Here is a 26862-nt window from a genome sequence, read left to right as displayed (position 1 = left end):
CTGATCTTTTATTGCGGCATCAGAATTTGCAGCTTCACATCCGTATCCCGTGCTTCCACCGCTCGATCAAAACCGGCGATGCTGTCTTCGAAAGGGATGGTTGCGGAAATCAGCGGCTTCAGATCGACCTTGCCGGATGCAATGAGTGCAACTGCCCGGTCATAAACGTTGGCGTAACGGAAAACCGTCTCCACCCGAAGCTCCTTGGCCTGCAGGCCAACGATATCAACCGGCACCGGATCAACCGGCATGCCAACAAGCACGATCGCACCGCCGGGCCGCGCAAGTTTCGCCATGCCAAGCACGGCCGGTGCAGCACCCGAGCATTCGAACACGATGTCGCAGCCCCAGCCATCTGTAGCAGCGGCCACGGCTTCGGCAAGATTATGCTCGCGGATATTGACGGTCTCGATACCGTCATAAGCGGCGATGATATCAAGCTTCGGCTGGGCGAGATCGGCAACGATAACCTTGGCGCAACCACCGGCAAGTGCTGCCAGCGCCACCATCATGCCGATCGGACCGGCACCGGTGACGACGGCGACATCGCCGGGCTGGATACGCGCTCTGAGTGCCGCCTGCATGCCGATGGCGAAGGGTTCGACCATGGCACCTTCGGCAAAGGACACATTATCCGGCAGCTTGTAGGTGAAAGCGGCGGGGTGGATGACCTCAGGCGTCAGGCAGCCATGGATCGGCGGGGTCGCCCAGAAGCGAACGGCGGGATCGACGTTATAGATGCCGAGCTTGGATGCGCGCGACGTCGGGTCGGGGATACCCGGCTCCATGCAGACACGGTCACCGGCCTTCAGATGCGTCACTTCGGCACCGGTTTCGATGACCGTTCCCGACGCCTCATGGCCGAGTACCATGGGAGCATTGACGATGAAATGGCCGATTTTGCCATGGGTGTAATAATGGACATCCGAGCCGCAGATGCCGACCGTATGGGTGCGGATGCGCACATCCTTTGGTCCGAGTTCACCCGAAATGTCAAAATCCCTGAGCGAGAGCTTGCCTTTTTCTTCCAGCACCAGTGCCTTCATCTCATCCTCCATGGTTTGCGATACGCCTGGCAGCGAATTCAATCAGCGTGATGGCGTGCAACTTCGGCAAAAGTAAACAGAAATCCGCCGGATCGGCCGGTTTTTCTTCGCGGCGGAAAAACTGTATCGAGGCGCCGGCGATTTCTCATCACCGGCCGGGTATCATGGCTTTTCCAGAGAGGGAAATGGGACGTGATTCGTCTGCCCATGACGGGAGCTGCCTTCCCTGCAAGCCCGACGAACCGCGTCTTCCTAAAGCTTCTCACCCGGCAATTGGCTTGCCTGTTTCACCCACTCAGCGAACTGCGCTTCATCGAAGACGCCTTCGTGAATATCAAGGTAACGAACCTTCGGCTGCTTCGATGCACCGGGCGGTGGCGGCTCAAGGGACGCACCGTTGAAGAAGCTGACTTTGATATATTTGGCAAAGCAGTGAAGGCCGAGGAACCAGACGCCATCCTCCATGCCGTAGAGGGGCGAGTTCCACTTCACGGCCTTGCGCACGCCGGGCACCAGTTTTTCAATCAGCGTGTCAATACGCGCTCCGACCGGGCTTTTCCAACCCGGCATCGCGGCAATATAGGCCTGCACCGGCGCATCACCATAACCCTTGGCAATCTGTGGATTGCCGCCTGAAAGAAGCTTCGGTGCGGCAGCCGAAGCTCCAACCTCCGCGTTTTCGGCAGCTTTTTCCGGTTTCCTTTCAGCCATCTCGTCCCTCTCAATGTCATGCAGTTTCCTGCCGATTTCGCAGGTATCGGCGAAAGCCTGCCACAAAAAGCGACCACAGTAAAAAAACTATATTTTATCTACGTCCTCCGCTTCCCTGGTCGGAGGGCATGTTCGAAGCCAAGTTTCACGCGACAAAAGCCGATCCGTCGGCATGGCGATCGAAACAATGGGATACGACTGTGCCCAATCACCCCGACTGGCACAGCCTCCAATAAATCTAAAAACGTGGCCTTTGTGCGCGCTCACGCGCGGAGCGCGGCTGCGGGAGACTGGCGATAGGCAAGCAATGCCGGTATCGCGGCCAGAACAGCGGCAAAGCCCAGCAGGAAGAGCGCAAGACGCAAATCTTCGCGGGTAAAGCCAACCGGCAGGATCACGCCACTTTTTGCGGTAAACAGCTGCGCGCCGATATGGACAGCGCCCAGGCCGAGCAGAAAACCGATACCGACACCAAGCGCCACCAGAAAGAAAAGCTCCAGCCAGACGATGGCGAAGACCGAGCCGCGAGGCGCGCCGAATGCCCGCAATGCGCCTATCTGCCTGCGCCGCTGACCGACATGGATCACCGTCACCAGCATTAACGCTGCCGCCACCAGCCCTTGCGAACCCGCGGCGACCGCACCCAGAACCATCTTGGCATCACCAAGCGTGGCATAAAGACCGGTCAGCACCTCGCCCGGGAAAACACCAAGCGTATTGCCGCTGCGATATTCCTGTCTCAGCCGATAAGCATCGGCAATCGTCTTCGGTTTGACGAGAATGGCCGGCAGACCGGGCATGTTCTCACCAAAGGTCTCTACGATCGGCGCATCGGGATCGATACTGCCATGATGATCGGACTCGGCATGCCCCGAAGAGGCGCCCGGCACGAGAGCCGCTTTGGGCTCCTGCGGCATCCCGATCTGAATAATGGCATCGGCTTGGCCGACCTCACCTTCGGCATGCGTATCGCCATCCTCATGATGTGCCTCGCCTTCATGGGCGTGATCATGGCCATCCTCCTGATGCCCGTCATCATGCGCAGCCGCGTTACCTTCCCCATTGCCTTCACCGTGATCATGACCATGTTCCTGGCCAAGACCATGGACGTGCCACACAGCCTGAATCGGCACGAGAATGGCGCGATCCCAGGGTGTGCCAGTCGGCTGCAACTTCCCGACGGCCTTGTAGGCGATCTCGGTATGGGTGCGGCCGCCGGTTTCGGCGGTGCCATGCATCGGCTTGATCTCGGCACCAACGGAGAGGTTGACGGCAGCGCCCAGAAGCGCTTCGCCTTCCAAAGCAAACATCCTGCCCTCGGCAAAGCCGGGCGTGGTGTTACTGACAAGGCTCGTCGTCGTGCCGACAATGGGGTAGCCGGCAAAAGAATCCCCAAATCCGACAGGAGCCGCCCATGCGACACGCGGATCGGCGGCAAGCCGGGTGAGGACGGCGCCATCCACGAGCGGCAGGGGCGCCGCCTGCAGGAAGACGGATGAAAGGATCAACTGCGTTTCGCTGCCGGCGGCACCGACAACAAGGTCGAATTTATCGGCGGCGCGGGCGCTGCCGAGACGCAAAGACCGTTCCTGCAAGGTGACCGCCACACCAAGCGCGGTGGCCAGCGCCACCAGCAGAACCACGACGGCCCCGCCCAGCCACAGGCGACGCAGGTCGGCAAGGATGAAGCCGATCATGCTGCGATCTCCTTCCACTCAGTATCGGCAACGACACGGCCGCCACTGAGGGTCAGACGCCGGTCAAGGCGACCGATCAGATGCTGATCGTGGCTCGCGACAATCAGCGTACTGCCGGTGCCGGCGGCAACGGCAAGCAGCAAATCGCCGACAGCCTCGCCGCTTTCGAGATCCAGGCTGGCGGTCGGTTCGTCAGCAATGATGACGCCGGGGCTGCGCAGCAGCGCCCGGGCGATGGCAACACGCTGCATTTCACCCCGCGACATGGTCTCGATATGCTGCCCGGGGCGCTTGAGGCCGACGGTCGCAAACAGGGATTCCGCACGTTTTATAAGCTCTGCATTTGCCACACGCGACAGGCGGGCGGGCAACAGGATGTTATCCAGCGCAGACAGGCCGGGAAAAAGATGAAATTCCTGCATGACAAGGCCGATATTGGCAGCCCGCCAATGGTCGCGACGGCCCTCGGACAGCTCCGCAATGTTCCCGTTCCCCCAAACGACGCGGCCGGTCTTAACGCGCTCAAGGCCGGCGATGATGTTGATGAGGGTGCTCTTGCCCGAGCCGGAACCACCCGTCAGCGCCACGCGGCTTCCGGCAGCGATTTCCAGATGGTCGATAACAAGAACCGGAGCCGCCAGTCCGGGAAAGGACACGGCAAGATTTTCTATCTTCAGAGGCAGCATGGTCTCAAACCGTCGCGTATTCTGCCTGGCGAATGCGCAGCAGGCTGACGAAGCCGGTGTCCGGATCAGTCCAGGAACCCGTTTCCAGTGTGCCGCGCACTTCGATCGTCTGGCTGGGCTGGGTAAAGGTCTGCTTTTCGCCGAGATAGACGACGACAATATTGTCCGGCCAGTCTGAATCGGTGGAGCAAAACGGGCAGATCGACATGGGTATTTCGGTGAGCACGAAGAACTGTGCTTCAGCCTTCAGCGGTGGCGCCATGAAGCCGCGCATGGCGACCTCCTTGCCGTTCAACTGCTTGACCTTCTCGGAAAATTCCAGCCCGAGAACGCTGACCTTGCCATAAAGCTCGTCGAAGGTGATGTCGCTTTTCGCCTGTGCACGCGTGCCGGCGGCCAGCAGCGGCAGACCAGCAATGAGACCAAGGGTCTGGCGGCGATTGAACCGCGCCGGATCAGGCTTGCTCATGACCATTTTCCTTCTTCAAAGGTCTTTCATCGTCAGCCGTCATGGCCGGCAACGCAGGACCGTAGTGACGGCAAGGGCACGCCATGGTGGCGCGCCCTTGCCCCGTTTCAAATCTTAGTTGGTCTGCTTGGCGCCAAGAGCGAAAGCTTCGGCGAGACCCTTGTAGACATCGCTCTGCTCCATGTAACCGCGGAAGCCTTCGGCGCCGGGTCCTTCGGCCTGCAGCACGACGTCATCAACCGCGTGTACGCCGCTGTCGGAGCTCTTCGGAATGATGCCGGTGACCAGCACGGCACCGGGAACATCCTTGTATTGCTCGTTGGCGATGTATTCCTTCTTTTCGTTCTGGATGGCCGGCGCAAACGGGCCATCGAGCTTCGGGCGGAAGGTTTCGTAGTGATCCGGACCGTTATTGGCGTTCAGGAAGAGACGACGCGAAACGTCGACCTTGTCAGGATAACCGTCGCCGTCCTTGTCTTCGTAATTCGGGAAGCCGGCTTCGGCATAGGTGCCGACCTTTTCGCGCATGTCCGTGCCGGGCTTGTCATCATCAACAGTACCGATGATGGAAACGCCGTGGGTATGGTCGCCGGTGACGATGATCAGCGTATCGGGGTTCTTGGCCGCAAATTCGCGGGCAACGCCGATGGCCTTGTCGAATTCGATCGTATCGACGACGGCGCGATCCCAGTCGAGCGGATGAGACATCTTGTCGACGTTCGCCGCTTCGACCATCAGGAAGAAGCCTTCCGGGTTCTTCGACAGATTGTCGAGCGCAACCTTGGTCATTTCAACCAGACCCGGCTGGTCCGGGAACTTGCCCGTGGTGCCCTTTTTCAGGAACTCGCGATCAAGCGTGGTATCCATGTTGCCGGTGTGGAACAGGCCGAGGATCTTGCCGGTGTTGGTGCCGGCAGCCGTTGCAAGTTCAGCCTTGCTGGTCGCGAGCGTGTAACCGGCTTCCTTGAACAGGGCGATATAGTCCTTGTCGTCCTTGCGCTTGGAACCGGCGGTCGCCTGCGGCAGGAAATAGGCGGAACCGCCGCCGAGAAGCACATCCGGCTTCACGTCGAACAGCATGCCGTTAATGTCAGCCTTGTCGCCACGCTTGCGGGTATGGGCAACGACGGCAGCCGGCGTCGCATCCTGCAATTCGGCGGTGGAGATGATGCCGATCGACTTCTTGGTCTGGCGGCGCAGGGCTTCAGCCAGCGTTTCGACCTTCGGATCGTCGAGCGAGGCCGGAGTGCGGTCGGCATAAACGCCGATAGCGTTCACGGCGGTCTTGTGGCCGGTCATGTAGGCCGACATGGTATTGGCGCTGTCGGTGGCGACGGCGTCCGTGGCGGAGGTGCCGATGAAAGCGACCGGCGGCACGTCATCCATGTTGAGACGGCCATTGGCCTTACCCTCGGTCATGCCCTTGGACATGATACGGGCGGCAGTACGATGGGCGACCGACAGACCGTCGGCGATCAGGAAGATCACATTCTTGGCCTTCGCCTGGGCAGGCGTGCCATAAACGGTCCAGGTCACGTTCTTGGTCTCGGAACCGGCCGAGACTTCGACCTTGTAATCACCGGCATTGGCGAGCGTGATGCCGCGCAGGATGACGGCCGAACCAAGAACCTTGTCCTTGTTCTTTTCTTCCGCAACGAACTCGACGTCCTTGCCGAGAACAGCCTTGTAATCCTGGCCGTTGACGGTGATCTTGACGTCTTCCGGCTTTACGACCGCGTCGAATTCCGCTTTGAAATCAAACGGCGAACCGGTCAGGATCGTAGCACGATCAAGCGGATAGACCTCGGCAGCCTGAGCGGCGCCGGCAAGAAAGGTCGTAGCGACCAAAGCAGCAACAATTTTGCGCATATTCCCCTCGCGAGACATGTGAAAACCACAACCTCTCCTAGACCCGCCATATGACAGTTGGATGACTTACCTATTGCCATGTCGTGAAAGCTGGCGCTGACGGGGAACCTGTGAGGCGGGCACCCGGCACGCCGCTCTCCCTTCAGTCGAGAGGTGCCCGCCTAAACGGGTGCGGATCAGCCTTTGTGAATGCGCAATCCTTCAAGCAAGGTCCGGAAGCTTTCAACCGCCCGTTTGGAAGTCCTTTCAGGATCGTCGGAATTCGCGATCCACTGGGCGGCGCTGCTGCTTGCCGCGTTGATGAAACGGGCACATGCCTCCGGGTCGATATCGGTGATCGCCCCTTCCTGCTTCAGGATTTCAAGGCTCCGCGCAACAGCGGAAATACAGCCATTGGCATTTGGCCAGCGGGAGGGATCACCGAGCACGGCCGGTCCATCGCGAAACATGATCCGCTGGATTTCCGGCTCAAGAGCCATGCGGACATAACCGACATTCTCATCGATAAACCCGTCCCACCGGGTCGCGGCTTTCGACGAAATCTCACAGAGCCTTTTTGTCATCTCCGCGTCAATCTCAGCGACAACCGCCAGCAGCAGGCCCTTTTTGTCACCGAAATGGTGATAGAGCGCGCCACGGGTCAGCCCCGCCTCGGCGGTGAAGTCGTCCATCGACGCTTCGGCATAACCGATGCTGCCAAACGCCTTACGACCGGCGGACAGAAGCTTTGCCCGTGTCTCGGCAATCATTTCACTGCGGGGTTTGCGCATTTTTTCTCCGTCGTCCACATACACCACGTATATTAGTTGACATACGCGACGTATGCAATTATCTCATTCACATACGCCACGTATGTGTGTGGTAGATACTCCCTGAACAAGGTGCATCCCGATGTCTAATCCATACAGAGAAATTTTTAGGGCTCCGGGCGCGAAGGGCTTTTCCGCCGCGGGCTTCTTTGCCCGCCTGCCAATTGCGATGGCGCCGATCGGTATCGTCGCCATGCTTTCCCAGACCCATGGAGAATATTGGCTTGCCGGCGCCGTCTCGGCAACCTTCGCGCTGACCAATGCGGCTGCGGCACCGCAGATCTCCCGTCTGGTGGATCGCAAGGGCCAGAGCAAGGTCCTCATCCCGGCCACCATCATATCGGTCATGGCCTTTGTGGTTCTGATCCTCGCCACGAACCAGAAGTGGCCGGTCTGGACCCTGTTCCTTTCAGCCTTCCTCGCCGCCGCCATGCCCAGCATCCCCGCCATGATGCGTGCCCGCTGGACGGAAATCTTCCGCGACCGGCCAGAGCTGAATACGGCTTTTGCCTTTGAGTCCGCCGCGGATGAGCTGGTTTATATTTCCGGCGCCTCGCTTTCCGTCGGGCTTGCGGTCTCGTTCTTTCCGGAAGCGGGCATGATGATCAGCACGGCCTCGCTGGCGCTCGGCACCTTTGCCTTCCTGCTGCAGCGGTCGACAGAACCCAAGGTGCGCCCGGTTGAAAGCGGGACACGGCAGCAATCAGCGATACGGCTACGGCCGGTCCAGATCATCACACTCGCCCTGATCTTCGTGGGTTCAACCTTCGCCACGGCCGAGGTAAGCGCTGTGGCCATCACCAAGCAACTCGGCCAGCCGGAGGCCGCGAGCCTCGTCATTGGTGTCTATGCCATCGGCTCCTTCGTTGTCGGCCTGCTGCTCGGCGCGATCAACCCGAAAATGCCGTTACATCGCCAGTTGCTGATTGCCGTCAGCGTCCTTGCGCTTACCGCCCTGCCGCTCCTCTTTGCCACGACAACCGTTGCCCTGCTCGCCTTTGCCGTTTTCCTCAGCGGCGTTGCAATCTCGCCCATCTTCATCACCGCATTCGGCCTGATCGAGCGCCGCGTGCCGGAATCGATGCTGACGGAAGGCGTGACCTGGGTGATGACCGGCATCGGTATCGGCATGGCGCTCGGCGCCTTCATCTCCGGTTGGGTCATCGATAATTTCGGCCCCACCAACGGCTTCTGGATGTCCGTTACTGCCAGCCTTTCGACAGTCGCCATCATTGGCATCGGTCAGCGCAGCCTTTCCGGAGAGCAGAGAGCTTCCGGGCAGGCATGTGCGGCACAGCCCGCCGAATAGTACCGGCAAGCACCCGGTGAACATGGTATTGGCGGCAAAATAGCTGGCATTATCATGCCCAGAAGGCGCTTTTAGCCGCCGCTGAAACTCCCTTCAAAATCAAAACCCTTGCACCGGTGCGATCAAAAGATCGCGCCGGTTTTTCGGCGTGGCGCTTCCCAACCGATCATTCGCGCTTGACTCTCAAAAACACAATAGATATGTCACTACATAATCTGATATCTCAGTTTGGTTATTGATATGTCTAACGCTCTTGAATTTCCATCGTTGCCACTGTCCGAACTCGTCACCCCGCGAGACTTGCCGGCTGATGGAAACATGACGAACCGGATCCATGCCCTGCTTCGCAAACTGATTGTCGAGGTGAAGCTGCTTCCCGGGCGCGCATTGTCGGAAAAGGAAATCGCAGCGCTCTTGCATGTCAGCAAAACGCCGGTGCGCGAGGCGATCATTCGCCTTTCCGAAGAAGGTTTCGTGACTGTCGTACCGCAGGGCGGCACCTATATCTCGCCGATCGACGTGCAGCGTTACATGGAAGCCTGCTTCATCCGGTTCAAGCTGGAAGAGGGCGCCGTCATCGAGGCGACCAAGCGGCACTCGCTGGAAGACATCGCCCGTCTGAAAACCTGCATTTCCCAGCAGCGCACCGCAGCCGAAGACGAGGAATTCACGGATTTCTTCCTGCTGGACGAGGAATTTCACCGCACCATCTTCGCGGCAGCCCGCCTTCCCGGCGCCTGGAGCGTGGTCAATCAGGCAAAAGGCGAAATGGACCGGATGCGCCATCTGAAGCGCGTTTTTGCGGTCCGTCGCACTGAAAAGGTGATCGAGGAGCACGAAGCGATCGTGAGCGCCATCGAGTCAGGCGATATCGAAGCCGCACGCGAAGCCGTCCAGCGCCATCTCGGATCACTCGAAACCAAGATCGCAGAACTCTCCAAGAACCCGAAGATCTGGACCTTCATCGAACAGGTCAACACGCGCGTCACGAGGAAGCGCGCTTCACGGGGGTCGAAGACGCCTGACTGAACATTCAAGGCTTTTGAGGAGGGGCCTTTCATGTCTGCAGTTCAAATCAACGATGTCGTCAAGCGCTACGGCGCTCTCGAAGTCGTCCACGGTATCAATCTTTCCATACAGCCGCAGGAATTCGTTGTCCTCGTTGGTCCCTCGGGATGCGGAAAATCCACCACGCTGCGCATGCTCGCCGGATTGGAGGACATCTCGGACGGCACCGTTTCAATGGATGGCCGGATCGTCAACAAGGTCGCCCCGAAAGACCGCGATGTCGCCATGGTATTCCAGAACTATGCGCTCTATCCCCATCTGAGCGTGGCCGAGAACATCGCATTCGGCCTGCGCGTCAGGGGCGAGAAGCGCGCCGTCGTTGACAATGCCGTTGCGGAAGCCGCACAGATATTGGGACTTACCGAATATCTGGCCCGCAAGCCGGCAGATCTTTCCGGCGGCCAGCGTCAGCGCGTCGCCATGGGCCGCGCCATCGTGCGCCGGCCGAAAATCTTCCTGTTCGACGAACCCCTCTCCAATCTCGACGCCAAGCTGCGCACCCATATGCGCGCCGAGATCAAGCTGCTGCACAAGCGGATGCAGGCTACCAGCATCTATGTCACCCACGACCAGGTGGAGGCGATGACGCTTGCCGACCGTATCGTCATCATGAATGGCGGCCATATCGAACAGGTTGGCTCGCCGATGGAGGTTTTCCTCGAACCGGCGAACACATTTGTCGCAAGCTTCATAGGCTCCCCGCCGATGAACCTTCTGGACGGGACGATCGAAAGCCATGACGGCCGTGTCACCGTTGTCCTCGGTGGCGGCTCCGGGCAGCGCTTCAACATTCCCGATGCCTTCGCGCAGAACGCGACGCAAGGACAGGCCGTCAAGCTCGGCCTTCGGGCGGAAATCATGTCGGTGGAGGCTGGCGACGGCCGTGACGTTCTAAATTGCAGCATCGACCTCGTGGAGCCTCTGGGCGCTGAAGCGTTGCTGCATGGAAAGGCCGATGGCCAGCCATTTATCGCCAAAGCCGAAACGCTTTATGGCGACCACGCCCTTAACGGCATCAACCGGCTGTCCATCGATACTGCACGCGTCCACATCTTTGATGCGGCGACCGGAAGATCACTCAAAACCCGGGGTGGAGCGCGGCCATGAAACAGGATTTTCAAGGGCGCCTTCACGACCTTCAGGAAGACGTGCGCCGCGACTGGCAGCTCTACCTCCTGCTCGCGCCAATGCTCATCTGGTTTGCGGTTTTCCTCTACAAACCCATGTACGGGCTGGTCATCGCATTCCAGGATTTTTCGATCTTCCGCGGCATCGAAAAAAGCCCCTGGGTCGGATTTGCGAATTTCGTGGAGCTTTTCCAGAATGACATGTTCATTCGTTCCTTCTGGAACACCATCACCATCAGCGGCCTTGGCCTGATCTTCGCCTTTCCGGTGCCGATCATTCTGGCCCTGATGTTCAATGAAATTCAAAGCGGCATTGCCCGCAGCTGGGCGCAGACGGTCGTTTACCTGCCGCACTTCATTTCGGTGGTGATCGTCGCCGGCATCGTCATCAATTTCCTCTCGCCATCGATTGGCATCGTCAATCTCATGCTGAAAGGCCTTGGGTTTGAGCCGATCTACTTCCTGACCCAGCCGGAATGGTTTCGCCCCGTCTACATCGGCTCATCCGTCTGGAAAGAGGCAGGTTTCGAATCCATCGTCTATCTCGCCGCCATCGCCGGCGTGAGCCCGACACTTTACGAATCCGCCCGCGTGGACGGCGCATCGCGCTGGCAGATGATGTGGCGTATCACCCTGCCCTGCATCCTGCCGACAATCGTGATCATGCTGATCATCCGCATCGGCAATCTGGTCGAGGTCGGGTTCGAATATATCATCCTGCTTTATCGCCCATCCACTTATGAGACGGCGGACGTCGTTTCCACCTTCATCTACCGCACCGGCCTGCAGGGCACCCAATACGATCTGGCGACTGCCGCCGGACTGTTCAACGCGGTCATCGCTTTCGTCCTTGTCTATTCGGCAAATCGTATCAGCCGAAAAGTCTCGTCGACATCGCTGTGGTGAGGAGCTGAAACATGGCAAACTTCAATCTTTATTCCCGCGGCGACAGGATTTTCGGCTGGGCAAACGCCATTCTTCTCGGCCTGTTCGTCCTGTCGACGCTTTATCCCTTCATCTATGTGCTGTCGGTCTCGCTGTCCTCCGGTGCCGCCGTCACGGCCGGTCGCGTCACGCTCTGGCCGGTAGACGTCACGCTTGCCGCCTATGACCGGGTCCTGTCCGACAGGATGTTCTGGGTCGCTTATGGCAACACCTTCATCTACACCTTCGGCGGCACGCTGATGAGCCTGCTGATCATGATCCCCGGAGCCTATGCCCTCTCGCGCAAGCGCCTGCGCGGCCGCACCTTCTTCAACATCGCCATCGCGTTTACGCTCTGGTTCAACGCCGGCATGATTCCCTTCTTTCTGAACATGCGCGACCTTGGACTTCTCGACAGCCGCTTCGGCATCATCCTTGGCTTTGCGGCAAACGCCTTCAACGTCATTCTGCTGCGCAATTTCTTCGAAGCCGTGCCCAAGTCCTTCGAAGAGGCCGCCAAGATGGACGGCGCCAGCGAATTGCAGCTGCTGTGGAAGGTGTTCATTCCGCTTTCCAAGCCCGCAATCGTCACCGTTGCGCTGTTCTGCATCGTTTCACGCTGGAACGGCTATTTCTGGGCCATGGTGCTGCTGCGCGGCGAAGAGAAAATCCCGCTTCAGGTCTATCTCAAGCGCGTCATCGTCGACCTCAACTCGAACGACGAATTCGCCTCGAGCCTGCTCACCGCCCATTATTCGTTCGAGACGGTGACGTCAGCGATCATGATCGCTTCCATCATTCCCGTCCTCATCATTTACCCCTACGCGCAGAAGTATTTCACCAAAGGAATTCTGCTGGGCGGAGTGAAAGAGTAGCAGCACAAGGGAGGAGAACCTGTGAGAGCACTACGAAAAGGCGCGCCCCTACTGGCGTTGATGACAGCCGCAACCCTGGCCTTGCCGGCATTGGCGCAGGATGCGGGCAAGATCACCGAAGACCCGCTGGAACTGACGATCCATTTCCACTTCCGCGACAAATACGTCTATTCGGAAAAATGGCCGGTGGAGCAGAAGGCCGCGGAAATCACCAACATCCATGTCCGCAACGTGGCGTCGCTGGCGACCACCAGCAGCCGCGATGCATTCAACCTTCTGATCGCCTCTGGCAACCTTCCCGATATCGTCGGCGGCGACGCCACCGGTGGGCTGAAGGAAGACTTCATTCGCTACGGGCTGGAAGGCGCGTTCATTCCACTCGACGATCTGATCGAGGAAAACGCCCCCAACCTCAAAGCCTTCTTCGACAGCCACAAGGACATCCGCAACGCCATCTCCGGACCGGACGGCAAGCTTTATTTCATTCCTTATGTGCCGGATGGCAAGTTCTCGCGCGGCTGGTTCATCCGCCAGGACTGGCTCGACAAGCTTGGCCTGAAGCAGCCGGAGACACCGGAAGAGGTCTACGAGGTTCTGAAAGCCTTCCGCGACAAGGACCCCAACGGCAACGGCCTCAAGGATGAGGTTCCCTATTTCGCCCGTGAGGAAATCGATGCCGTCCGCCTCATCAATCTGTGGGATGCGCGCGTGTCCGGATCCGAACGTTATGGCGACTTTGCCGTATATGACGGACAGCTGCGTCACCCCTGGGCGGAGGAAAACTACAAGACCGGGATTTCCAATGTTGCCAAGTGGTACAAGGAAGGCCTGATCGACAAGGAGATATTCACCCGTGGCGCGCGCTCGCGCGAATATCTTCTGGGCAACAATCTCGGCGGCATGACGCATGACTGGTTCGCCAGCACCTCGACCTACAATGATGCGCTGTCGCCCAAGATCGAGGGCTTTGCGCTAAAGCCGATGCTGCCGCCAAAAACGGTCTCCGGCCAGCGCTTCGAAGATTCCCGCCGGCTGCGTGTCCAGCCCGTCGGCTGGGCTATTTCGGCGACCAACGAACACCCCGTCGAAACCATCAAATATTTCGACTTCTGGTTCTCGCAGCAGGGTCGCATCCTGTCGAACTTCGGTGTCGAGGGTCTCACTTACGAAATGGTCGACGGCAAGCCGCAGTTCAAGAAGGAAATTCTCGACAACAAGGATCCGGTCAATGCCCAGCTATGGGCAGTCGGTGCGGCAATCCCGCGCGGATACTGGATGGACTACGAATATGAGCGCCAGTGGACGAACAAGATCGCGCTTGAAGGCATCGACATGTACGAGAAGTGCAACTGCCTCAAGGACGAGTTCATGGGCGTTTCCCTGAACGCCGAGGAAAAAGCGACCTTCGACCGCTACTGGCCGAGCATCCTCACCTACATGACCGAAATGCAGCAGACCTGGATTCTCGGGGCGCAGGACGTCGATACCGGCTGGGACGCCTACAAAAAGCGTCTCACTGCCCTTGGTTACGACGAGGTCATCAAGATGATGCAATCGGCCTATGACCGCCAGTACAAGGCGGCGCAATAAACCCTCCGACCATGATGGCGGCTTTGTTGCCGCCATCCTTTCCCATCTGTTTTCATAGGAGTTAGAGCGCAATGCGTCCCTCTGCCCCGGCCATTTCCAGACAGACACTTCTCGACGAACCCCGTCCGGGTTCATTGACCATTGGCTACGAGCCGAGCGAAGAAGCACAGCCGACGGAGAACCCTCCGCGCTTTTCATGGCTACCGGATATCGACGACGGCGCGCGTTACGTGCTGCGCATTTCGGCCGATCCCGGCTTTGCGGACAAAAAAACGCTCGTCTTCGACGATCTCGCCTGGAATTTCTTCACACCGGATGAAGCGCTGCCGGAGGGCCACTATCACTGGTGTTATGCGCTTTGGGATCAGAAATCCGCGACAGCGCATTCCAACTGGAGCACCGTGCGCAGTTTCGAGATCGGTGCAACGCTGCCGAAAACGCCGCTGCCCGGCAGGTCTGCCCGCCACGCCGCCGCGCAAACCAGCCACCCTCGGCTGTGGCTCAATTCCGAGCAATTGAGCACCTTCGCCGATGCCGTTGCAAAGGACCCCAATCATTGCGGCTGGGCCGAATTTTACGAAAAATCGGTTGAACCATGGCTGCAGCGGCCGGTCATGCCGGAACCGCAGCCCTATCCCAACAACATGCGGGTCGCCGCGCTCTGGCGGCAGATGTATATTGATTGCCAGGAAGTGATCTATGCGATCCGGCACCTTGCCATCGCCGGCCGCGTGCTCGGGCGCGACGATCTTCTCGATGCATCCCGCAAATGGCTGCTGGCCGTCGCCGCCTGGGACCCGAAAGGTGCGACCTCGCGCGCCTATAATGACGAGGCGGGGTTCCGTGTCGTTGTTGCACTCGCCTGGGGTTATGACTGGCTGTACGACCATCTGAGCGAAGACGAACGCAAGACCGTGCGGTCCGTTCTTCTCGAACGGACGCGGGAAGTTGCCGACCATGTCATTGCACACGCCCGCATTCACGTCTTTCCCTATGACAGCCATGCGGTCCGCTCGCTTTCGGCTGTCCTGACACCGGCCTGCATCGCGCTCACGGGCGAAAGCGATGAGGCGGGCGAATGGCTCGACTATACCGTCGAATTCCTCGCCACGCTCTATTCGCCATGGGCCGGAACCGACGGCGGCTGGGCGGAAGGTCCGCACTACTGGATGACAGGCATGGCCTATCTCATCGAGGCCGCCAACCTGATCCGCTCTTATATGGGTTACGACCTTTATCAGCGGCCGTTTTTCCAGAATACCGGCCGCTTCCCGCTTTACACCAAGGCGCCCGGCACCCGTCGCGCCAACTTCGGCGACGACTCCACGCTCGGTGATCTTCCCGGCCTGAAACTCGGCTACAACGTCCGGCAATTCGCCGGCGTCACCGGCGATGGCCACTACCAATGGTATTTCGATCACATCAAGGCCGATGCGACGGGCACGGAAATGGCCTTTTACAATTACGGCTGGTGGGACCTGAACTTCGACGATCTCGTCTATCGCCACGATTACCGGCAGGTGGAAGCCGTGCCGCCTGCCGACTTGCCGGCACTCGCCGTTTTCGATGATATCGGTTGGGCCACGATCCAGAAAAATATGGAAGATCCGGACCGGCACCTGCAGTTCGTCTTCAAATCCAGCCCCTATGGCTCGCTCAGCCACAGCCATGGCGACCAGAACGCCTTTGTGCTTTATGCCCATGGCGAAGATCTGGCGATCCAGTCCGGTTATTACGTGGCGTTCAATTCGCAGATGCACCTGAACTGGCGCCGTCAGACACGGTCGAAAAACGCCGTGCTGATCGGCGGCAAAGGCCAATATGCGGAAAAGGACAAGGCGCTTGCGCGCCGCGCCGCCGGCCGCATCGCCTCGGTGGAGGAAAAGCCCGGGCATGTTCGCATCGTGGGCGATGCGACCGCCGCCTACCGGGTTGCGAACCCGCTGGTTCAAAAGGTGCTGCGCGAAACCCATTTCGTCAATGACAGCTATTTCGTGATTGTCGACGAGGTGGAATGTTCCGAACCCCAGGAACTGCAATGGCTTTGCCATACACTAGGAGCGCCGCAGACCGGCAGGTCAAGCTTCCGCTACAATGGCCAGAAAGCCGGCTTCTACGGGCAGTTCGTCTACTCTTCGGCCGGCACGCCACAAATCAGCGCCGTGGAAGGTTTTCCCGATATCGACCCGAAGGAATTCGAGGGGCTCGATATTCACCACCATGTCTGCGCCACGGCTCCGGCCGCCACCCGGCATCGCCTTGTCACCCTCCTCGTGCCTTACAGCCTGAAGGAGCCGAAGCGCATCTTCAGCTTCATCGACGATCAGGGTTTTTCGACCGACATCTACTTCAGCGATGTCGATGACGAGCGTTTCAAGCTCTCACTTCCCAAGCAGTTCTAACCATACGAGGTTTTCCAATGCAGCGTTTTACCAACAGGACCGTTGTTGTCGCCGGCGCCGGCCGGGATATCGGCCGGGCATGTGCCCTCCGTTTTGCGCAGGAAGGCGCCAATGTCGTTCTCACCTATAATGGTGCGGCAGAAGGCGCGGCCGCGGCCGTCGCCGAAATCGGGAAACTTGGCCGTTCGGCTCTGGCGATCAGAGCGGATCTCACGAAAGCAACCGAGGTAGAGGCGGCCATATCCGCAGCTGCCGAGAAATTCGGCGATATCCATGGCCTCGTCCACGTCGCCGGCGGCCTGATCGCCCGCAAGACAATTGCAGAGATGGATGAAGCCTTCTGGCATCAGGTCCTCGACGTCAATCTGACATCGCTGTTCCTGACTACCAAGGCCGCGCTGCCGAAAATGGCAAAGGGCGGGGCCATCGTCACCTTTTCGTCGCAGGCTGGCCGTGACGGCGGCGGCCCGGGCGCTCTTGCCTATGCGACCTCCAAGGGTGCCGTGATGACCTTCACCCGTGGCCTTGCCAAGGAAGCCGGCCCTGATATCCGCGTCAATGCCGTTTGCCCCGGCATGATCTCGACCACCTTCCACGACACATTCACCAAGCCGGAAGTGCGCGAACGGGTGGCCGGCGCGACGTCGCTCAAGCGCGAAGGGTCGAGCGAAGACGTTGCCGGTCTGGTAGCCTTCCTTGCATCTGACGATGCCGCCTATGTCACCGGCGCCTGCTACGACATCAATGGCGGCGTCCTGTTCTCCTGATATCCCGGTAAAAACCATGTCCGTATCGTTACCAAGGGCGAGCCGGATTGCCATTCTCGGCACCTCGCTCGTCCAGCAGAACCATATTGGTGACGCCAGCTCGCTTGCCACATCGGCACGCGGCTGGATGAGCTGGGCCGAGGTCCTGTCACATGGCAGGCTTTGTTGCCCGGTCCACCACGATCCATCCGTGCCGTCTGGGTGGGAGCCGAGCAACCGGCCCGGTGTCAGCCGGTTCTTTTCCGGCTTCAATTTCGGGGTTTCCGGCCAGAAGGCGGTCGAGATCGAACGGCGATTGCCTCGGTTGCTGCAATCGGATTTCGACCTGATCATTGTCGATGCCGGCACCAACGACATGATGGTGGAAACGCGCCAGACGATTGCCGACACACGGGCAAGGATCGCCTCAGTCCTGCTCGCCGCCGGCAAGACCGTGATCCTGCTTCCCATTCTAGCGCGAAGCGTCGGGAAATGGCCCGCAGGCGGTGCGGAGCGAGCCAAGGCGCACTGGATCAACCGGCAAAGCATCGAATTTGCGGCAAACAACGCCAATTGCCATATCTTCGACTGGAACGCGGCGTGGGTCGATCCTGACAGCGAATTCGGCGAGCCCTATCCAGCCTATTCCGATGACGGAACCCATTTTTCCGTACCCGGCGCCTTTGCCGTCGGACAATTGCTGGCGGATTACCTCGAAACGATCGTGCCCCGTGCGCCTGCCCGGCTCCTGTCAAAGGATGATCGCTTCGATCCGGCAAACAATCCAGCCGGCAATCTCGCATCGGATCTCTCGGCCCGGACCGTCACCGAAACGGGTGAGCAGAACCATCGTCTTGGCGGGCAGCTTGTCCACCCCGGCACCGGCGTCTGGGTGGAAGCGATCTGTAATGTGGAGATACCGGCCCATGATGGCGTTCTGGGAATATCGCTGCGGCTGAAAGATGTCGCAGCCGAGGGACAGACGATGACGGCGCTCGCACCGTTCCGCGCGGATGACGGCAGGCTCTTTTCCTTTCCGTCCGCGCAGTGGCAAGGCGCGTTAAGGACCCCTCCCCTGAAACTACGGTCGGGCAAGACACCGCCCGAACTTTTTCTCGATGTGATCCTGCAACCCGGTTCTCAACCGATCGAGATTGATGTTTCCAGCATCGACATCCGCCCCATTTCAAATCCGGTGCGCGCATGAAACATTCCGAGAATAAACCACGCCTGCTGATCGCCATGCGCAGCGAGCTTCCCGAAGCGTTCTTCGGTTCGCGCGAATGGGCGCGGCTGAATGCGATAGCGGACATTATTCCGGGTTTTCCCCATACGGATTTCGACACCGCTGAAGGTGCCGAAGCTCTCGCCGAAGCTGACATTCTGCTCGCTGCCTGGGGTACGCCATCCCTCACACGCGAACGACTTTCCCGCGCGCCACGGCTGAAAATGCTGGCCTATGCGGCATCATCGGTGCGGATGGTTGCGCCCGCAGAATTCTGGGAAACGTCCGATATTCTCGTCACGACAGCAGCTTCCGCCATGGCCGTGCCGGTTGCCGAATTCACCTATGCGGCGATCATCATGTGCGGCAAGGATGTCTTTCGGTTGCGGGATGAACACAGGGCGGAGCGCGGCACCGGCGTTTTTGGCAGCAGGCGTGGCAGAAGCCTGCCGCATCTCGGCAATCATGCCCGCAAGGTTGGCATTGTCGGCGCCTCACGCATCGGGCGGCTGGTGATGGAGATGCTGGCGCGCAGCAAATTTGAGATTGCCGTTTACGATCCCTTTCTTTCGGCGGAAGAGGCAGCCTCCCTCGGCGCGAGGAAAACGGAGCTGGATGAACTTCTCGCCTGCTCCGATGTGGTCTCGCTGCACGCACCGATCCTGCCGGAAACGCGCCATATGATCGGCGCCCGTGAACTGGCGCTGATGGCCGACCATGCCATCTTCATCAACACCGCGCGGGGTTGGCTGGTGGATCACGAGGCATTGCTGGCCGAGGCGCTTTCCGGACGGCTGCGCATCCTGATCGACACGCCCGAACCCGAACCCTTGCCAACGGACAGCCCATTTTACGATCTGCCCAATGTCGTGCTCACCCCTCATATAGCCGGGGCGCTGGGCAACGAATTGCGCGCACTTTCCGATCTGGCCATTACCGAGATTGAACGCTTCGTGGCGGGGCTTGCGCCGCTCCACCCGGTCCACAAGCAGGATATGGAGCGTATGGCATGAGCGGTTCCAACTATTGCTTTTCGACCCTCGGCTGCTCCGACCTCAGCCTGCATGAGACGGCCGATCTGGCAGAGCGCCATGGCATAACAAGCGTGGAATTGCGCGCACTATCCGGCACCATAGACCTGATCTCCGCGCTCGTTGCCGAGTTCGGCACCCCTGCCCGATTTGCCACTTTTCTGACCGAACGCAACATCAGAATTGCCGCTCTCAACACATCCATGCGGCTGTTCGGAAGCAGCAGTCTCTCCGAGCTCGACCCTTTCATTATCTGGGCAGAAGCCGCCAACATCGCTTATCTGCGAATATTCGATGGCGGCAAAAAAATTGGGGCGGAGGAGTTGGATCGCGCAGCGACGCTGCTGGACAAGTGGCAGGGTCTGCGGCAATCACGCGGGCTGAATGTCGAGCTTATGATCGAAACCCACGATGCGCTGGCCGACTTCGATCAGTTGCTCGCTTTTCTGGAATACGTGCCGACGGCCCGGATATTGTGGGATACCCATCATACATGGGCCAAAGGCACCGATCTCAAAACCCTTTGGCGCCACATCGCTAAAAACACCGTCCATCTGCACGTCAAGGACAGCACGACGGATAAAGACGGAAAACGGCGCTACGTCCTGCCCGGCCAGGGCAACTTTCCCATCGCGGAACTGCTTTCGTTGCTCCAGCCGGACGAACGGAAAGTCTCCCTCAGCCTCGAATGGGAACGCCACTGGCACCCCCAACTGCCACCACTGGAAGATGCGCTGAAGGCTGCGCGCCACTGGTGGCGACAAGGAGTTTCTTGATATGCGCATAGCCGAAATCCACCTCACTCCGGTCGCCATTCCCGACCGGCCATTGCTGAATTGCAAGGGTGTCCATCAGCCCCATGCGCTGCGCACCATCATCGAAGTCATATGCGACGACGGCACGACCGGGCTTGGGGAAAGTTACGGAAGCATCAAGGCGCTGGACGGGTTGCGTCGCGCCGCACCAGCCCTCATCGGACTGGACCCTTTTCATCTTCACGAACTGAAATCGCGTATCATTACGGCTTTGCCGGGCGGCGGTGGCATCAATGCCAAATCGGCTGTCGCCGATCACAAGCTGACGGATGTGGTTGCCTCGGCCTTCGAAGTCCCCTGCCTCGACATTCAGGGCAAGCTGCTTGGGCGGCCAGTTTCAGACCTGCTTGGCGGGGCGGTTCGCACAAGCGTACCTTTCAGCGCCTATCTGTTTTTCAAATTTGCAGGCCATATCGGCGAAGCGGCGGATGAATGGGGAGAGGTTATGACCCCTGACCAGATGGTCGGCGAAGCCCGGAAAATGGTCGACGCCTACGGTTTTCAATCGCTGAAACTGAAGGGCGGCGTGCTGCATCCCGATCTCGAGATCGAGACGATGCTGAAGCTGCGGCAAGCCTTTCCCCATCACCCCCTGAGGATTGATCCGAATGGCGGCTGGACAGTGGAAACGGCCATCTACATTGCCCGCAAGCTTGAAAATATTCTCGAATATCTTGAGGACCCGGTCATCGGCATGGACCAGATGGCGCAGGTGGCGGCCGCAACCTCAATCCCGCTCGCCACCAACATGATCGTTCTGGAGTTCGACCAGATCGCCACCGCCTTCCGTAAAAATGCGGTACAGATCGTGCTGTCAGATCACCATTATTGGGGCGGATTGCGCGCTTCGACCCATCTCGCAAAGACCTGCGAGACACTGGGGCTTGGTGTTTCCATGCATTCCAATTCCCACCTCGGCATCACCCTTGCGGCGATGGTGCATGTGGCCGCCGCGACGCCGAACCTTAGTTTCGATTGCGACACACATTACCCATGGACGGGCGTCGATGTGATCGAGGGTACGCCTTTCACATTCCGAAACGGTCGTCTGGATGTGCCGAAAGCGCCCGGACTTGGCGTCAGCCTCAATCGGCAGAAGCTCACCGAACTTGCGGCTCTTTATGAGCAGACCGCGATGAAGGAGCGCGATGACACAGCCTACATGAAGCTCTTCGACCCCGCTTATGAAAGGCGTGTGCCGCGTTGGTAATCTTGCATGCGCCAGAACTCGACTGGCCGATTTCTCAGCGCTTCCGCCCAACCACACGCTAGATCAGGATGATCGAAATGCCCCGGTGATCCGTCGAAGCACGGCATTCGCGCTGTCGCCGGTGACAGTCGAAATCATCACGACATCCAGTTTCGGAAGTTCCGGGAGCGCGCGGCCCCTGACCTGCCGCACACCGGCGGGGGCTGCGCTTTGTGCCAGAAGCGCTATGCCAATCCCGGCTTCAGCCGCGGCTCCGACCGCCGTTGCGCCGGTGCCGACAAACGCCTCACGCCAGGGGATATCCGCTGTTTCCAGCGCCCGAAGCGCCATGGCGCGCAAATTGCAGGGTTCCGGTTGAAGCACCAGCGGCACCGGGAGGTTTGAAGGCTGATCAAAATCCTCGCTGCAATACCAGCCAAAGCTCTCCTGAAACAGAGGTTCCCCATCCCGGCGGATATCATCGTGCCGCAGCACCACGATCGCGTCGAGTTCTCCGGCATCATAGAGGTCAAGCAGGGTTCTTGTGCCGGCCGTACGAAGATGAAGCGTCACGCTCGTCTCGCGCTCGCTGACGACCCGAAGTATCCGAGGCAGGTCGGCCCCGATCAGATGATGGGTAACGCCGATCGCCAGACGCGTTGGCTCCTGTTCAAAGACATCAAGCGCGCGACGACCGGCAGCGACATAGGCCCGCGCCGGCTCCAGGAAGCGTTCGCCTGCAGCCGTCAACCGCACGCGGCGTGGCGTCCGTTCGACGAGGCGATGCCCCAGCAAGTCTTCGAGCCGGCGCAAGCGCAGGGATATGGCCGCCTGCGTCGTATTCATAACGCCTGCGACCCGCGTGAACGACTGCAATTCGGCAACAAGAAGAAAAGCCTCGACGGCTTCAGGATCCAATGAGCGCATGGCTTGCATAACAAGCTGTTATCGCTGAAACTTGCAAGCTCCTAATTCTGTCGGCTGACCAGAAAGGTTATCTCACGAAAACCCTGATAGGAGCTTTTCGTGTCGTCACAGATTTCTTTGTCCTCGCCCACACCCACGTCCGAGACCGATCCCCGGATCTGGGCAGTCCTTGCCGTGGCGGTCGGAACGCAAACCGCAGGCTCATTCGTATCGCAGGGAATTTACATTCTCGTGCCCTTCTGGCGGGAAGCATTCGGGGTCTCCCTCGCATCTGCATCGCTTGCCGTGACCGTTATGAACGGCGTCCAGATTGCGACAATGTTCATGCTCGGCCGCGCCATTGATATTCACGGTGAACGTCGCATCGTCGGCATTGCCATGCTCGGCATGGCGATCGCCATGGCCTGTGCTGCGGCATTCGCAGACAGCCTGCCCGCGCTGCTTGTTTGCATCGCTTTTCTGGGCGGCACCTATGCGGCCGTCCAACCGGGCGGCACGCGGGCGATCATGCGCTGGTTCCCACCTGCCAAACGCGGCATTGCCACAGGGTTCAGACAGGCGGCGGTTCCCTTTGGAACAATGATTGCAGCCGCTCTCCTGCCTTTCATGGCGGTCCGTTACGGGTGGCATGCCGCCGCATGGCTTTGCGCCGGTGTTTCCATCGTCGGCGCGGCGCTTTTCTGGGGGCTGTATCGCGAGGGAGGCGATTTGGCCGCAAAAACCGAGCGTCCACTATCTCTAGGCAAACTCGTTCGCATCGTCGGGCAGGATCGCAGCTTCTGGCCTGTATTGCGGCTCGGTATCGCCATGTCTGCGTTTCAATTCACCTTGACCGCACACGCGATCGGCTTCATGGCGGATGGATTGGGGCTAGGCCTTTTTGCCGCTTCTTCGATGTTTGCCGCCACGCAGCTTGCGGGCATTCCCGGCCGTATTCTCCTGCCCTGGCTCAGCGATCGTTTCCGGCCCGGTCTTCGCGGTCAATCCTTTGGCCTGGTATCCGTCATTGCCGCCGGCGCTGCGACAATCCTGGCGCTTCTTCCCACCGGCACTCCGCCGCTGGTGATCCTCCCGGTGCTCGTCATATTGGGGATATTTGGCATCGGCTGGTTTCCGCTTTATCTTCTGCAGATCGCCGAGAGCGCACCGAAAGGTTCGATAGCATCGACAATCGCCTTCGCGTCCACGATCTGCTTGGCTGTCATGGCAATTGGCCCTTACATCTTCGGGCTGCTGGTCGACAGTTTTGGCTACGGGGCAGCGTGGTCGGTACTCATCTTGCCGGTGGTTGTGACAGCGCTGCCCCTGGCAATCTCGCTGCGCCCCTCCAGAACTCAGATTAGCTCATCGTAGACTAGCTTACTGCTTTGACAGGGAATGAGGCCGAAGCAAGTGCCTTGGTCAAAAAGGTAAGGCAATTCCGCCGACACGTGCAGCACGTCATTCGGCCTTCGAAAGCACACGTTGCTCCTCCGCCGCGGAAAGTGGGCCGCCGGCTTCGATAGACGTCAGATAGGTGTCAATTGTCTCCTGTGAAGACGCCGGAACATAACCGTCGGCCCTTGGTGACGATAGGGCGAGACGTGTTACCCAGGTGCCATCCGACCGGCAGGCAACGGCCAGGGTGTTTTCTTCCTGTCGTTTCAATTCGTATTCGCGGCAGAGTGCGCCCCGGCCATCGACAAAACTTGCGACGATGCGCAGCACTTCGGATTGACCGACTGCGATATCGCTGCCGGACGGTTGACGATCGAGCGCAGCAGACAATGCGCCCTTGACCGATGTGCCTGATTCGAGACCGCTACGCCCGGCGACAAAACCGCCAACACCGGTAATGACGGCGAGGACGGAGGCTGCAACCGGCATCAGCCAGCGCTGCCTGAAGCGGGATATCTCCGGCTTTTCCCGTCCGCGGAAAGCAATGACCTTGGCACCCTCCGTATCGGAACTGTTCGCTTCGGCGTCCTCAACCATGCGACGTACCGATGCAGCAAGCGCATCCGGCACCGGCTCATCGATCAGCGGCTTGAGCGTCGAGGCGAGCGCCGTCCGCGTGTCGAGGAAAACGGCAAGGCGTTCGGCAAGCGCGTCATCCGTTTCGAGCGCGGTTTCAAGACGAAGGCTGGTCGCCTCGTCAAGTTCGCCATCGGCAAATGCCATCAATGTCTCGTCGTCAAAATGTTCCATGCTCATGCAACGCCGCCTTTCCTATCTGACGAACGTTTCTCCCCCAGACTTATTCCCGTCAGTTCCGCCAGATGTTTGCGTGCCCGCGCCAGCCGGCTCATGACCGTGCCGATGGGAATGGAGAGAACATCGGCCGTATCGCGGTAACTGAGCTCCTCGACGCAGACCAGAACCAGCACTTCGCGCTGCTCTTCCGGCAGTTTCTGCAGGGCCGCCACCACCTCCATCAGTTCCATGCGCGCATGCGTCGCTGCTTCTCCCGAAGGCACCGACACATCATGCGCCTTCTCGATCTCCTCCTGCGGACCAGCGGTCCGGGCACGGCGCAGATGATCAATCCAGAGGTTGCGCAGGATACGAAACATCCAGGCGTCGAATCGGGTATCGGGTGCAAAACTGTCGGCAGCAACGATTGCCCGCTCGCAGGCGGCCTGCACCAGATCGTCGGCCAATTCGCGTGAATGGCAGAGCGAAATCGCAAATCGACGCAGGTTCGGCAGGAACTCGACCAGCCGCTGCGGCACTGTGGGCGTTTCATTCGTCATGCGATTTGTTTGGCACGGAACGGAATAATCTGTCGAGCCAAACGTCTACCTGAGGTAACATTCCCACATATGTTCGGAATGTTTCGAGTGTAATTTCTACCGGAGATAGACATTTGTCGAAGACTGCACCGCTTCGTTTCGGGTTTTTAATCGTTATCCTCACCGCCACCTTTTCACAGGCAGCGTTGCCGCTGCTGCAATCGGCAGGCATTGCTCCCGGTATTTCCGCAGCGCGCGCAGACGATGATGACGATGGCGGCGGCAATGACGACGATGGTGGCGGTAGCGGGTATGGCGGCTCGTCTGGAGGGGGAGACCGCGGGAGCGACAACCGGCGTCCCCGTGGCGATCTGCGTTCGCTTTTTGGCTGGCCGTTCCAGCGAGCGGAACAAAGGTCGCCGCAGCGAAGGACCGTCGCCGTTCCGGAACGCGCAGCCGACAAAATACTGGCGCTCGGCCTCGACGATCCAGCGATAGCAAACCTGACGCAGGAAGGATTTGTCGTTGATGAACGAACGACCATAGCGCTTACCGGCAGCGAACTGATCAAGCTGACGATACCGCGGGGAATGACCCTGGATACCGCGCGACAGGCCGTCATCGCGACAGCGCCTTCCGCATCCGTGGATTTCAACCATTTCTATCAGCCGGAACAGCAGGAGGCCTCTTCCTGTTCTGGTGATGGCTGCAGGCTCGTGAGACATATGGTCGGCTGGCCTCTCGATGGTGATCAGGAACAACCGGTAAGCTGCGCCGCTCCGTTGCCGATCGGCCTCATCGATACCGCCATAAACGCCGGACACGCATCATTCACCGACGCCGCGATTGAGGTCGTGCAGCTTGGTAATGGTGCGGAAGCGCCATCGGGTGAACAGCATGGAACCGCAGTCGCCGCCCTTCTGGTCGGAGCCGCAGGCAGCCGTGCGCCCGGCCTCCTCCCCGCCGGGCACCTCGTGGCGATAGATGCCTTCCAGCGCTATCGCAAGACGGCCGATATTGCCGAAACATACGATCTCATCCAGGCGCTCGACGTACTCGCCGCCAGAAAAATCCGGATCATCAACCTCAGCCTGAGCGGGCCCGCGAACACATTGCTCGAAAAGGCAGTGCGCGCGACGATCGACAAGGGCACGATACTGGTCGCCGCAGCCGGCAATGAAGGTCCGAACGCCAAGCCGGTTTACCCCGCAGCCTATGCGGATGTTATCGCGGTCACGGCCGTGGACAGAAGCATGAAGCCATATCGGCGCGCCGTTCGCGGGGAGCATATCGACATCGCAGCGCCAGGCGTCGGCGTGTGGACGGCCGCCTCCATTTCCGGCGGCAGACAGAAGAGCGGCACGTCTTTTGCCGCGCCCTTTGTAACGGCTGCGGCCTCGCTGCTGCTGGGCGCAAACCCGGACATGCGGCCGAACGACGTCGCAAATGCCCTGGCGCAGTCGGCAAGCGACATGGGCGCGCCGGGTAAGGACGCGATTTTCGGTTGGGGTCTGCTGAACGCACGAACATTGTGCCAGAGTTGAGCTTGCCAGCGTCACTCTATTTTTTGCGTTATCCATGTGCAGCTTTAATAAAAATGCCCGGCGCGAGGCCGGGCATGAACGTCAGATCTTGA

At 59.5% G+C, this 26862-nt stretch carries 24 protein-coding genes; 14 read left to right on the top strand and 10 right to left on the bottom strand.

Features of this window, described 5'->3' with window-relative positions; all coding sequences use genetic code 11:
* Positions 1-8: 8 nt before the first annotated feature.
* The 7 genes from AKG12_RS13295 to AKG12_RS13265 all read right to left on the bottom strand — a co-directional run bounded on the left by AKG12_RS13295 (position 9) and on the right by AKG12_RS13265 (position 7248).
* Positions 9-1046 (bottom strand): NAD(P)-dependent alcohol dehydrogenase, encoded by a 1038-nt coding sequence (locus tag AKG12_RS13295; protein ID WP_052819165.1) that lies wholly within the window; start codon positions 1044-1046, stop codon positions 9-11.
* A 252-nt stretch (positions 1047-1298) separates the two neighbouring features.
* A complete protein-coding gene (locus AKG12_RS13290) occupies positions 1299-1757 on the bottom strand; it encodes a DUF1801 domain-containing protein (protein ID WP_052819299.1) in 459 nt (152 codons plus the stop codon).
* A 263-nt stretch (positions 1758-2020) separates the two neighbouring features.
* Positions 2021-3454 (bottom strand): ABC transporter permease, encoded by a 1434-nt coding sequence (locus AKG12_RS13285; protein ID WP_052819164.1) that lies wholly within the window; start codon positions 3452-3454, stop codon positions 2021-2023.
* Positions 3451-4140 carry an ABC transporter ATP-binding protein gene (locus AKG12_RS13280; protein WP_052819163.1) on the bottom strand — a complete coding sequence of 230 codons (690 nt, stop codon included), beginning with the start codon at positions 4138-4140 and terminating at the stop codon, positions 3451-3453. The genes AKG12_RS13285 and AKG12_RS13280 overlap by 4 nt, the downstream gene beginning before the upstream one ends.
* A 4-nt stretch (positions 4141-4144) precedes the next feature.
* Positions 4145-4609 carry a hypothetical protein gene (locus AKG12_RS13275; protein ID WP_052819162.1) on the bottom strand — a complete coding sequence of 155 codons (465 nt, stop codon included), beginning with the start codon at positions 4607-4609 and terminating at the stop codon, positions 4145-4147.
* 114 nt (positions 4610-4723) lie between these two features.
* Complete coding sequence (locus AKG12_RS13270) at positions 4724-6478, bottom strand: alkaline phosphatase (RefSeq protein ID WP_052819161.1); 1755 nt, start codon at positions 6476-6478, stop codon at positions 4724-4726.
* A 176-nt stretch (positions 6479-6654) separates the two neighbouring features.
* Positions 6655-7248, bottom strand: a complete 594-nt coding sequence (locus AKG12_RS13265) for a TetR/AcrR family transcriptional regulator (protein ID WP_046801046.1) — start codon at positions 7246-7248, stop codon at positions 6655-6657.
* Between the two features lie 121 nt (positions 7249-7369).
* On the opposite strand from AKG12_RS13265, the gene AKG12_RS13260 reads away from it, so the two are divergent.
* From AKG12_RS13260 to AKG12_RS13205, 12 genes are all read left to right on the top strand, one after another.
* Entirely contained in the window at positions 7370-8596 is a 1227-nt protein-coding gene (locus AKG12_RS13260) for an MFS transporter (RefSeq protein ID WP_052819160.1), read from the top strand.
* Positions 8597-8914: 318 nt separating this feature from the next.
* On the top strand, positions 8915-9625 hold the full coding sequence (locus tag AKG12_RS13255; RefSeq protein WP_052819159.1) for a GntR family transcriptional regulator: 711 nt from the start codon (positions 8915-8917) through the stop codon (positions 9623-9625).
* 30 nt (positions 9626-9655) lie between these two features.
* Positions 9656-10771: an ABC transporter ATP-binding protein gene (locus AKG12_RS13250; protein ID WP_052819158.1), complete on the top strand. Its 1116-nt coding sequence runs from the start codon at positions 9656-9658 to the stop codon at positions 10769-10771.
* A complete protein-coding gene (locus tag AKG12_RS13245) occupies positions 10768-11697 on the top strand; it encodes an ABC transporter permease (RefSeq protein WP_046801050.1) in 930 nt (309 codons plus the stop codon). The genes AKG12_RS13250 and AKG12_RS13245 overlap by 4 nt, the downstream gene beginning before the upstream one ends.
* Positions 11698-11708: 11 nt before the next feature.
* Positions 11709-12590 (top strand): carbohydrate ABC transporter permease, encoded by an 882-nt coding sequence (locus AKG12_RS13240; RefSeq protein WP_003517572.1) that lies wholly within the window; start codon positions 11709-11711, stop codon positions 12588-12590.
* A 60-nt stretch (positions 12591-12650) separates the two neighbouring features.
* Positions 12651-14180 carry an extracellular solute-binding protein gene (locus AKG12_RS13235; RefSeq protein ID WP_052819157.1) on the top strand — a complete coding sequence of 510 codons (1530 nt, stop codon included), beginning with the start codon at positions 12651-12653 and terminating at the stop codon, positions 14178-14180.
* 71 nt (positions 14181-14251) lie between these two features.
* The gene (locus tag AKG12_RS13230) at positions 14252-16582 is read left to right on the top strand and encodes an alginate lyase (RefSeq protein WP_052819156.1); all 2331 of its coding nucleotides are present in this window, start codon (positions 14252-14254) and stop codon (positions 16580-16582) included.
* A gap of 17 nt (positions 16583-16599) precedes the next feature.
* Positions 16600-17349 (top strand): SDR family NAD(P)-dependent oxidoreductase, encoded by a 750-nt coding sequence (locus AKG12_RS13225; RefSeq protein WP_052819155.1) that lies wholly within the window; start codon positions 16600-16602, stop codon positions 17347-17349.
* Between the two features lie 16 nt (positions 17350-17365).
* On the top strand, positions 17366-18535 hold the full coding sequence (locus AKG12_RS13220; RefSeq protein WP_052819154.1) for an SGNH/GDSL hydrolase family protein: 1170 nt from the start codon (positions 17366-17368) through the stop codon (positions 18533-18535).
* Complete coding sequence (locus tag AKG12_RS13215; RefSeq protein WP_052819153.1) at positions 18532-19566, top strand: hydroxyacid dehydrogenase; 1035 nt, start codon at positions 18532-18534, stop codon at positions 19564-19566. The genes AKG12_RS13220 and AKG12_RS13215 overlap by 4 nt, the downstream gene beginning before the upstream one ends.
* A complete protein-coding gene (locus tag AKG12_RS13210) occupies positions 19563-20360 on the top strand; it encodes a sugar phosphate isomerase/epimerase family protein (protein WP_052819152.1) in 798 nt (265 codons plus the stop codon). The genes AKG12_RS13215 and AKG12_RS13210 overlap by 4 nt, the downstream gene beginning before the upstream one ends.
* Position 20361: 1 nt before the next feature.
* Positions 20362-21609 carry a glucarate dehydratase family protein gene (locus AKG12_RS13205; protein WP_052819151.1) on the top strand — a complete coding sequence of 416 codons (1248 nt, stop codon included), beginning with the start codon at positions 20362-20364 and terminating at the stop codon, positions 21607-21609.
* A 63-nt stretch (positions 21610-21672) separates the two neighbouring features.
* Here AKG12_RS13205 and AKG12_RS13200 read toward each other — a convergent pair whose 3' ends face one another.
* Positions 21673-22524, bottom strand: a complete 852-nt coding sequence (locus AKG12_RS13200) for a LysR family transcriptional regulator (RefSeq protein WP_052819150.1) — start codon at positions 22522-22524, stop codon at positions 21673-21675.
* A gap of 90 nt (positions 22525-22614) precedes the next feature.
* Between AKG12_RS13200 and AKG12_RS13195 the strand changes: the two genes are divergently transcribed.
* Positions 22615-23868, top strand: coding sequence for an MFS transporter (locus AKG12_RS13195; RefSeq protein ID WP_052819149.1), 1254 nt, complete (start codon positions 22615-22617; stop codon positions 23866-23868).
* An 87-nt stretch (positions 23869-23955) separates the two neighbouring features.
* Here AKG12_RS13195 and AKG12_RS13190 read toward each other — a convergent pair whose 3' ends face one another.
* Together AKG12_RS13190 and AKG12_RS13185 are read right to left on the bottom strand one after the other, a co-directional pair.
* Positions 23956-24708, bottom strand: a complete 753-nt coding sequence (locus tag AKG12_RS13190; RefSeq protein WP_052819148.1) for an anti-sigma factor family protein — start codon at positions 24706-24708, stop codon at positions 23956-23958.
* The gene (locus AKG12_RS13185) at positions 24705-25247 is read right to left on the bottom strand and encodes an RNA polymerase sigma factor (RefSeq protein WP_046801061.1); all 543 of its coding nucleotides are present in this window, start codon (positions 25245-25247) and stop codon (positions 24705-24707) included. The genes AKG12_RS13190 and AKG12_RS13185 overlap by 4 nt, the downstream gene beginning before the upstream one ends.
* Positions 25248-25360: 113 nt before the next feature.
* Here AKG12_RS13185 and AKG12_RS13180 point away from each other — a divergent pair, with 113 nt between their 5' ends.
* Positions 25361-26770 carry a S8 family serine peptidase gene (locus AKG12_RS13180; protein ID WP_285277740.1) on the top strand — a complete coding sequence of 470 codons (1410 nt, stop codon included), beginning with the start codon at positions 25361-25363 and terminating at the stop codon, positions 26768-26770.
* Positions 26771-26862: the final 92 nt, after the last annotated feature.

It is taken from the genome of Agrobacterium sp. SUL3, assembly GCF_001263295.1.
Lineage (GTDB): Bacteria > Pseudomonadota > Alphaproteobacteria > Rhizobiales > Rhizobiaceae > Agrobacterium > Agrobacterium tomkonis.
Note: the sequence above shows the minus strand (reverse complement) of the source record. Positions and strands in the feature narration are given on the sequence as shown.

Bases quoted from the DNA above. Each gene is read 5' to 3' on its own strand.
- AKG12_RS13205 (WP_052819151.1), top strand. From the start codon at position 20,362: ATGCGCATAGCCGAAATCCACCTCACTCCGGTCGCCATTCCCGACCGG.
- AKG12_RS13250 (WP_052819158.1), top strand. From the start codon at position 9,656: ATGTCTGCAGTTCAAATCAACGATGTCGTCAAGCGCTACGGCGCTCTC.
- AKG12_RS13230 (WP_052819156.1), top strand. From the start codon at position 14,252: ATGCGTCCCTCTGCCCCGGCCATTTCCAGACAGACACTTCTCGACGAA.
- AKG12_RS13275 (WP_052819162.1), bottom strand. From the start codon at position 4,609: ATGAGCAAGCCTGATCCGGCGCGGTTCAATCGCCGCCAGACCCTTGGT.
- AKG12_RS13210 (WP_052819152.1), top strand. From the start codon at position 19,563: ATGAGCGGTTCCAACTATTGCTTTTCGACCCTCGGCTGCTCCGACCTC.
- AKG12_RS13265 (WP_046801046.1), bottom strand. From the start codon at position 7,248: ATGCGCAAACCCCGCAGTGAAATGATTGCCGAGACACGGGCAAAGCTT.
- AKG12_RS13285 (WP_052819164.1), bottom strand. From the start codon at position 3,454: ATGATCGGCTTCATCCTTGCCGACCTGCGTCGCCTGTGGCTGGGCGGG.
- AKG12_RS13185 (WP_046801061.1), bottom strand. From the start codon at position 25,247: ATGACGAATGAAACGCCCACAGTGCCGCAGCGGCTGGTCGAGTTCCTG.
- AKG12_RS13225 (WP_052819155.1), top strand. From the start codon at position 16,600: ATGCAGCGTTTTACCAACAGGACCGTTGTTGTCGCCGGCGCCGGCCGG.
- AKG12_RS13270 (WP_052819161.1), bottom strand. From the start codon at position 6,478: ATGCGCAAAATTGTTGCTGCTTTGGTCGCTACGACCTTTCTTGCCGGC.
- AKG12_RS13255 (WP_052819159.1), top strand. From the start codon at position 8,915: ATGACGAACCGGATCCATGCCCTGCTTCGCAAACTGATTGTCGAGGTG.
- AKG12_RS13240 (WP_003517572.1), top strand. From the start codon at position 11,709: ATGGCAAACTTCAATCTTTATTCCCGCGGCGACAGGATTTTCGGCTGG.
- AKG12_RS13220 (WP_052819154.1), top strand. From the start codon at position 17,366: ATGTCCGTATCGTTACCAAGGGCGAGCCGGATTGCCATTCTCGGCACC.
- AKG12_RS13280 (WP_052819163.1), bottom strand. From the start codon at position 4,140: ATGCTGCCTCTGAAGATAGAAAATCTTGCCGTGTCCTTTCCCGGACTG.
- AKG12_RS13215 (WP_052819153.1), top strand. From the start codon at position 18,532: ATGAAACATTCCGAGAATAAACCACGCCTGCTGATCGCCATGCGCAGC.
- AKG12_RS13245 (WP_046801050.1), top strand. From the start codon at position 10,768: ATGAAACAGGATTTTCAAGGGCGCCTTCACGACCTTCAGGAAGACGTG.
- AKG12_RS13200 (WP_052819150.1), bottom strand. From the start codon at position 22,524: ATGCAAGCCATGCGCTCATTGGATCCTGAAGCCGTCGAGGCTTTTCTT.
- AKG12_RS13190 (WP_052819148.1), bottom strand. From the start codon at position 24,708: ATGAGCATGGAACATTTTGACGACGAGACATTGATGGCATTTGCCGAT.
- AKG12_RS13295 (WP_052819165.1), bottom strand. From the start codon at position 1,046: ATGAAGGCACTGGTGCTGGAAGAAAAAGGCAAGCTCTCGCTCAGGGAT.
- AKG12_RS13290 (WP_052819299.1), bottom strand. From the start codon at position 1,757: ATGGCTGAAAGGAAACCGGAAAAAGCTGCCGAAAACGCGGAGGTTGGA.
- AKG12_RS13260 (WP_052819160.1), top strand. From the start codon at position 7,370: ATGTCTAATCCATACAGAGAAATTTTTAGGGCTCCGGGCGCGAAGGGC.
- AKG12_RS13235 (WP_052819157.1), top strand. From the start codon at position 12,651: ATGACAGCCGCAACCCTGGCCTTGCCGGCATTGGCGCAGGATGCGGGC.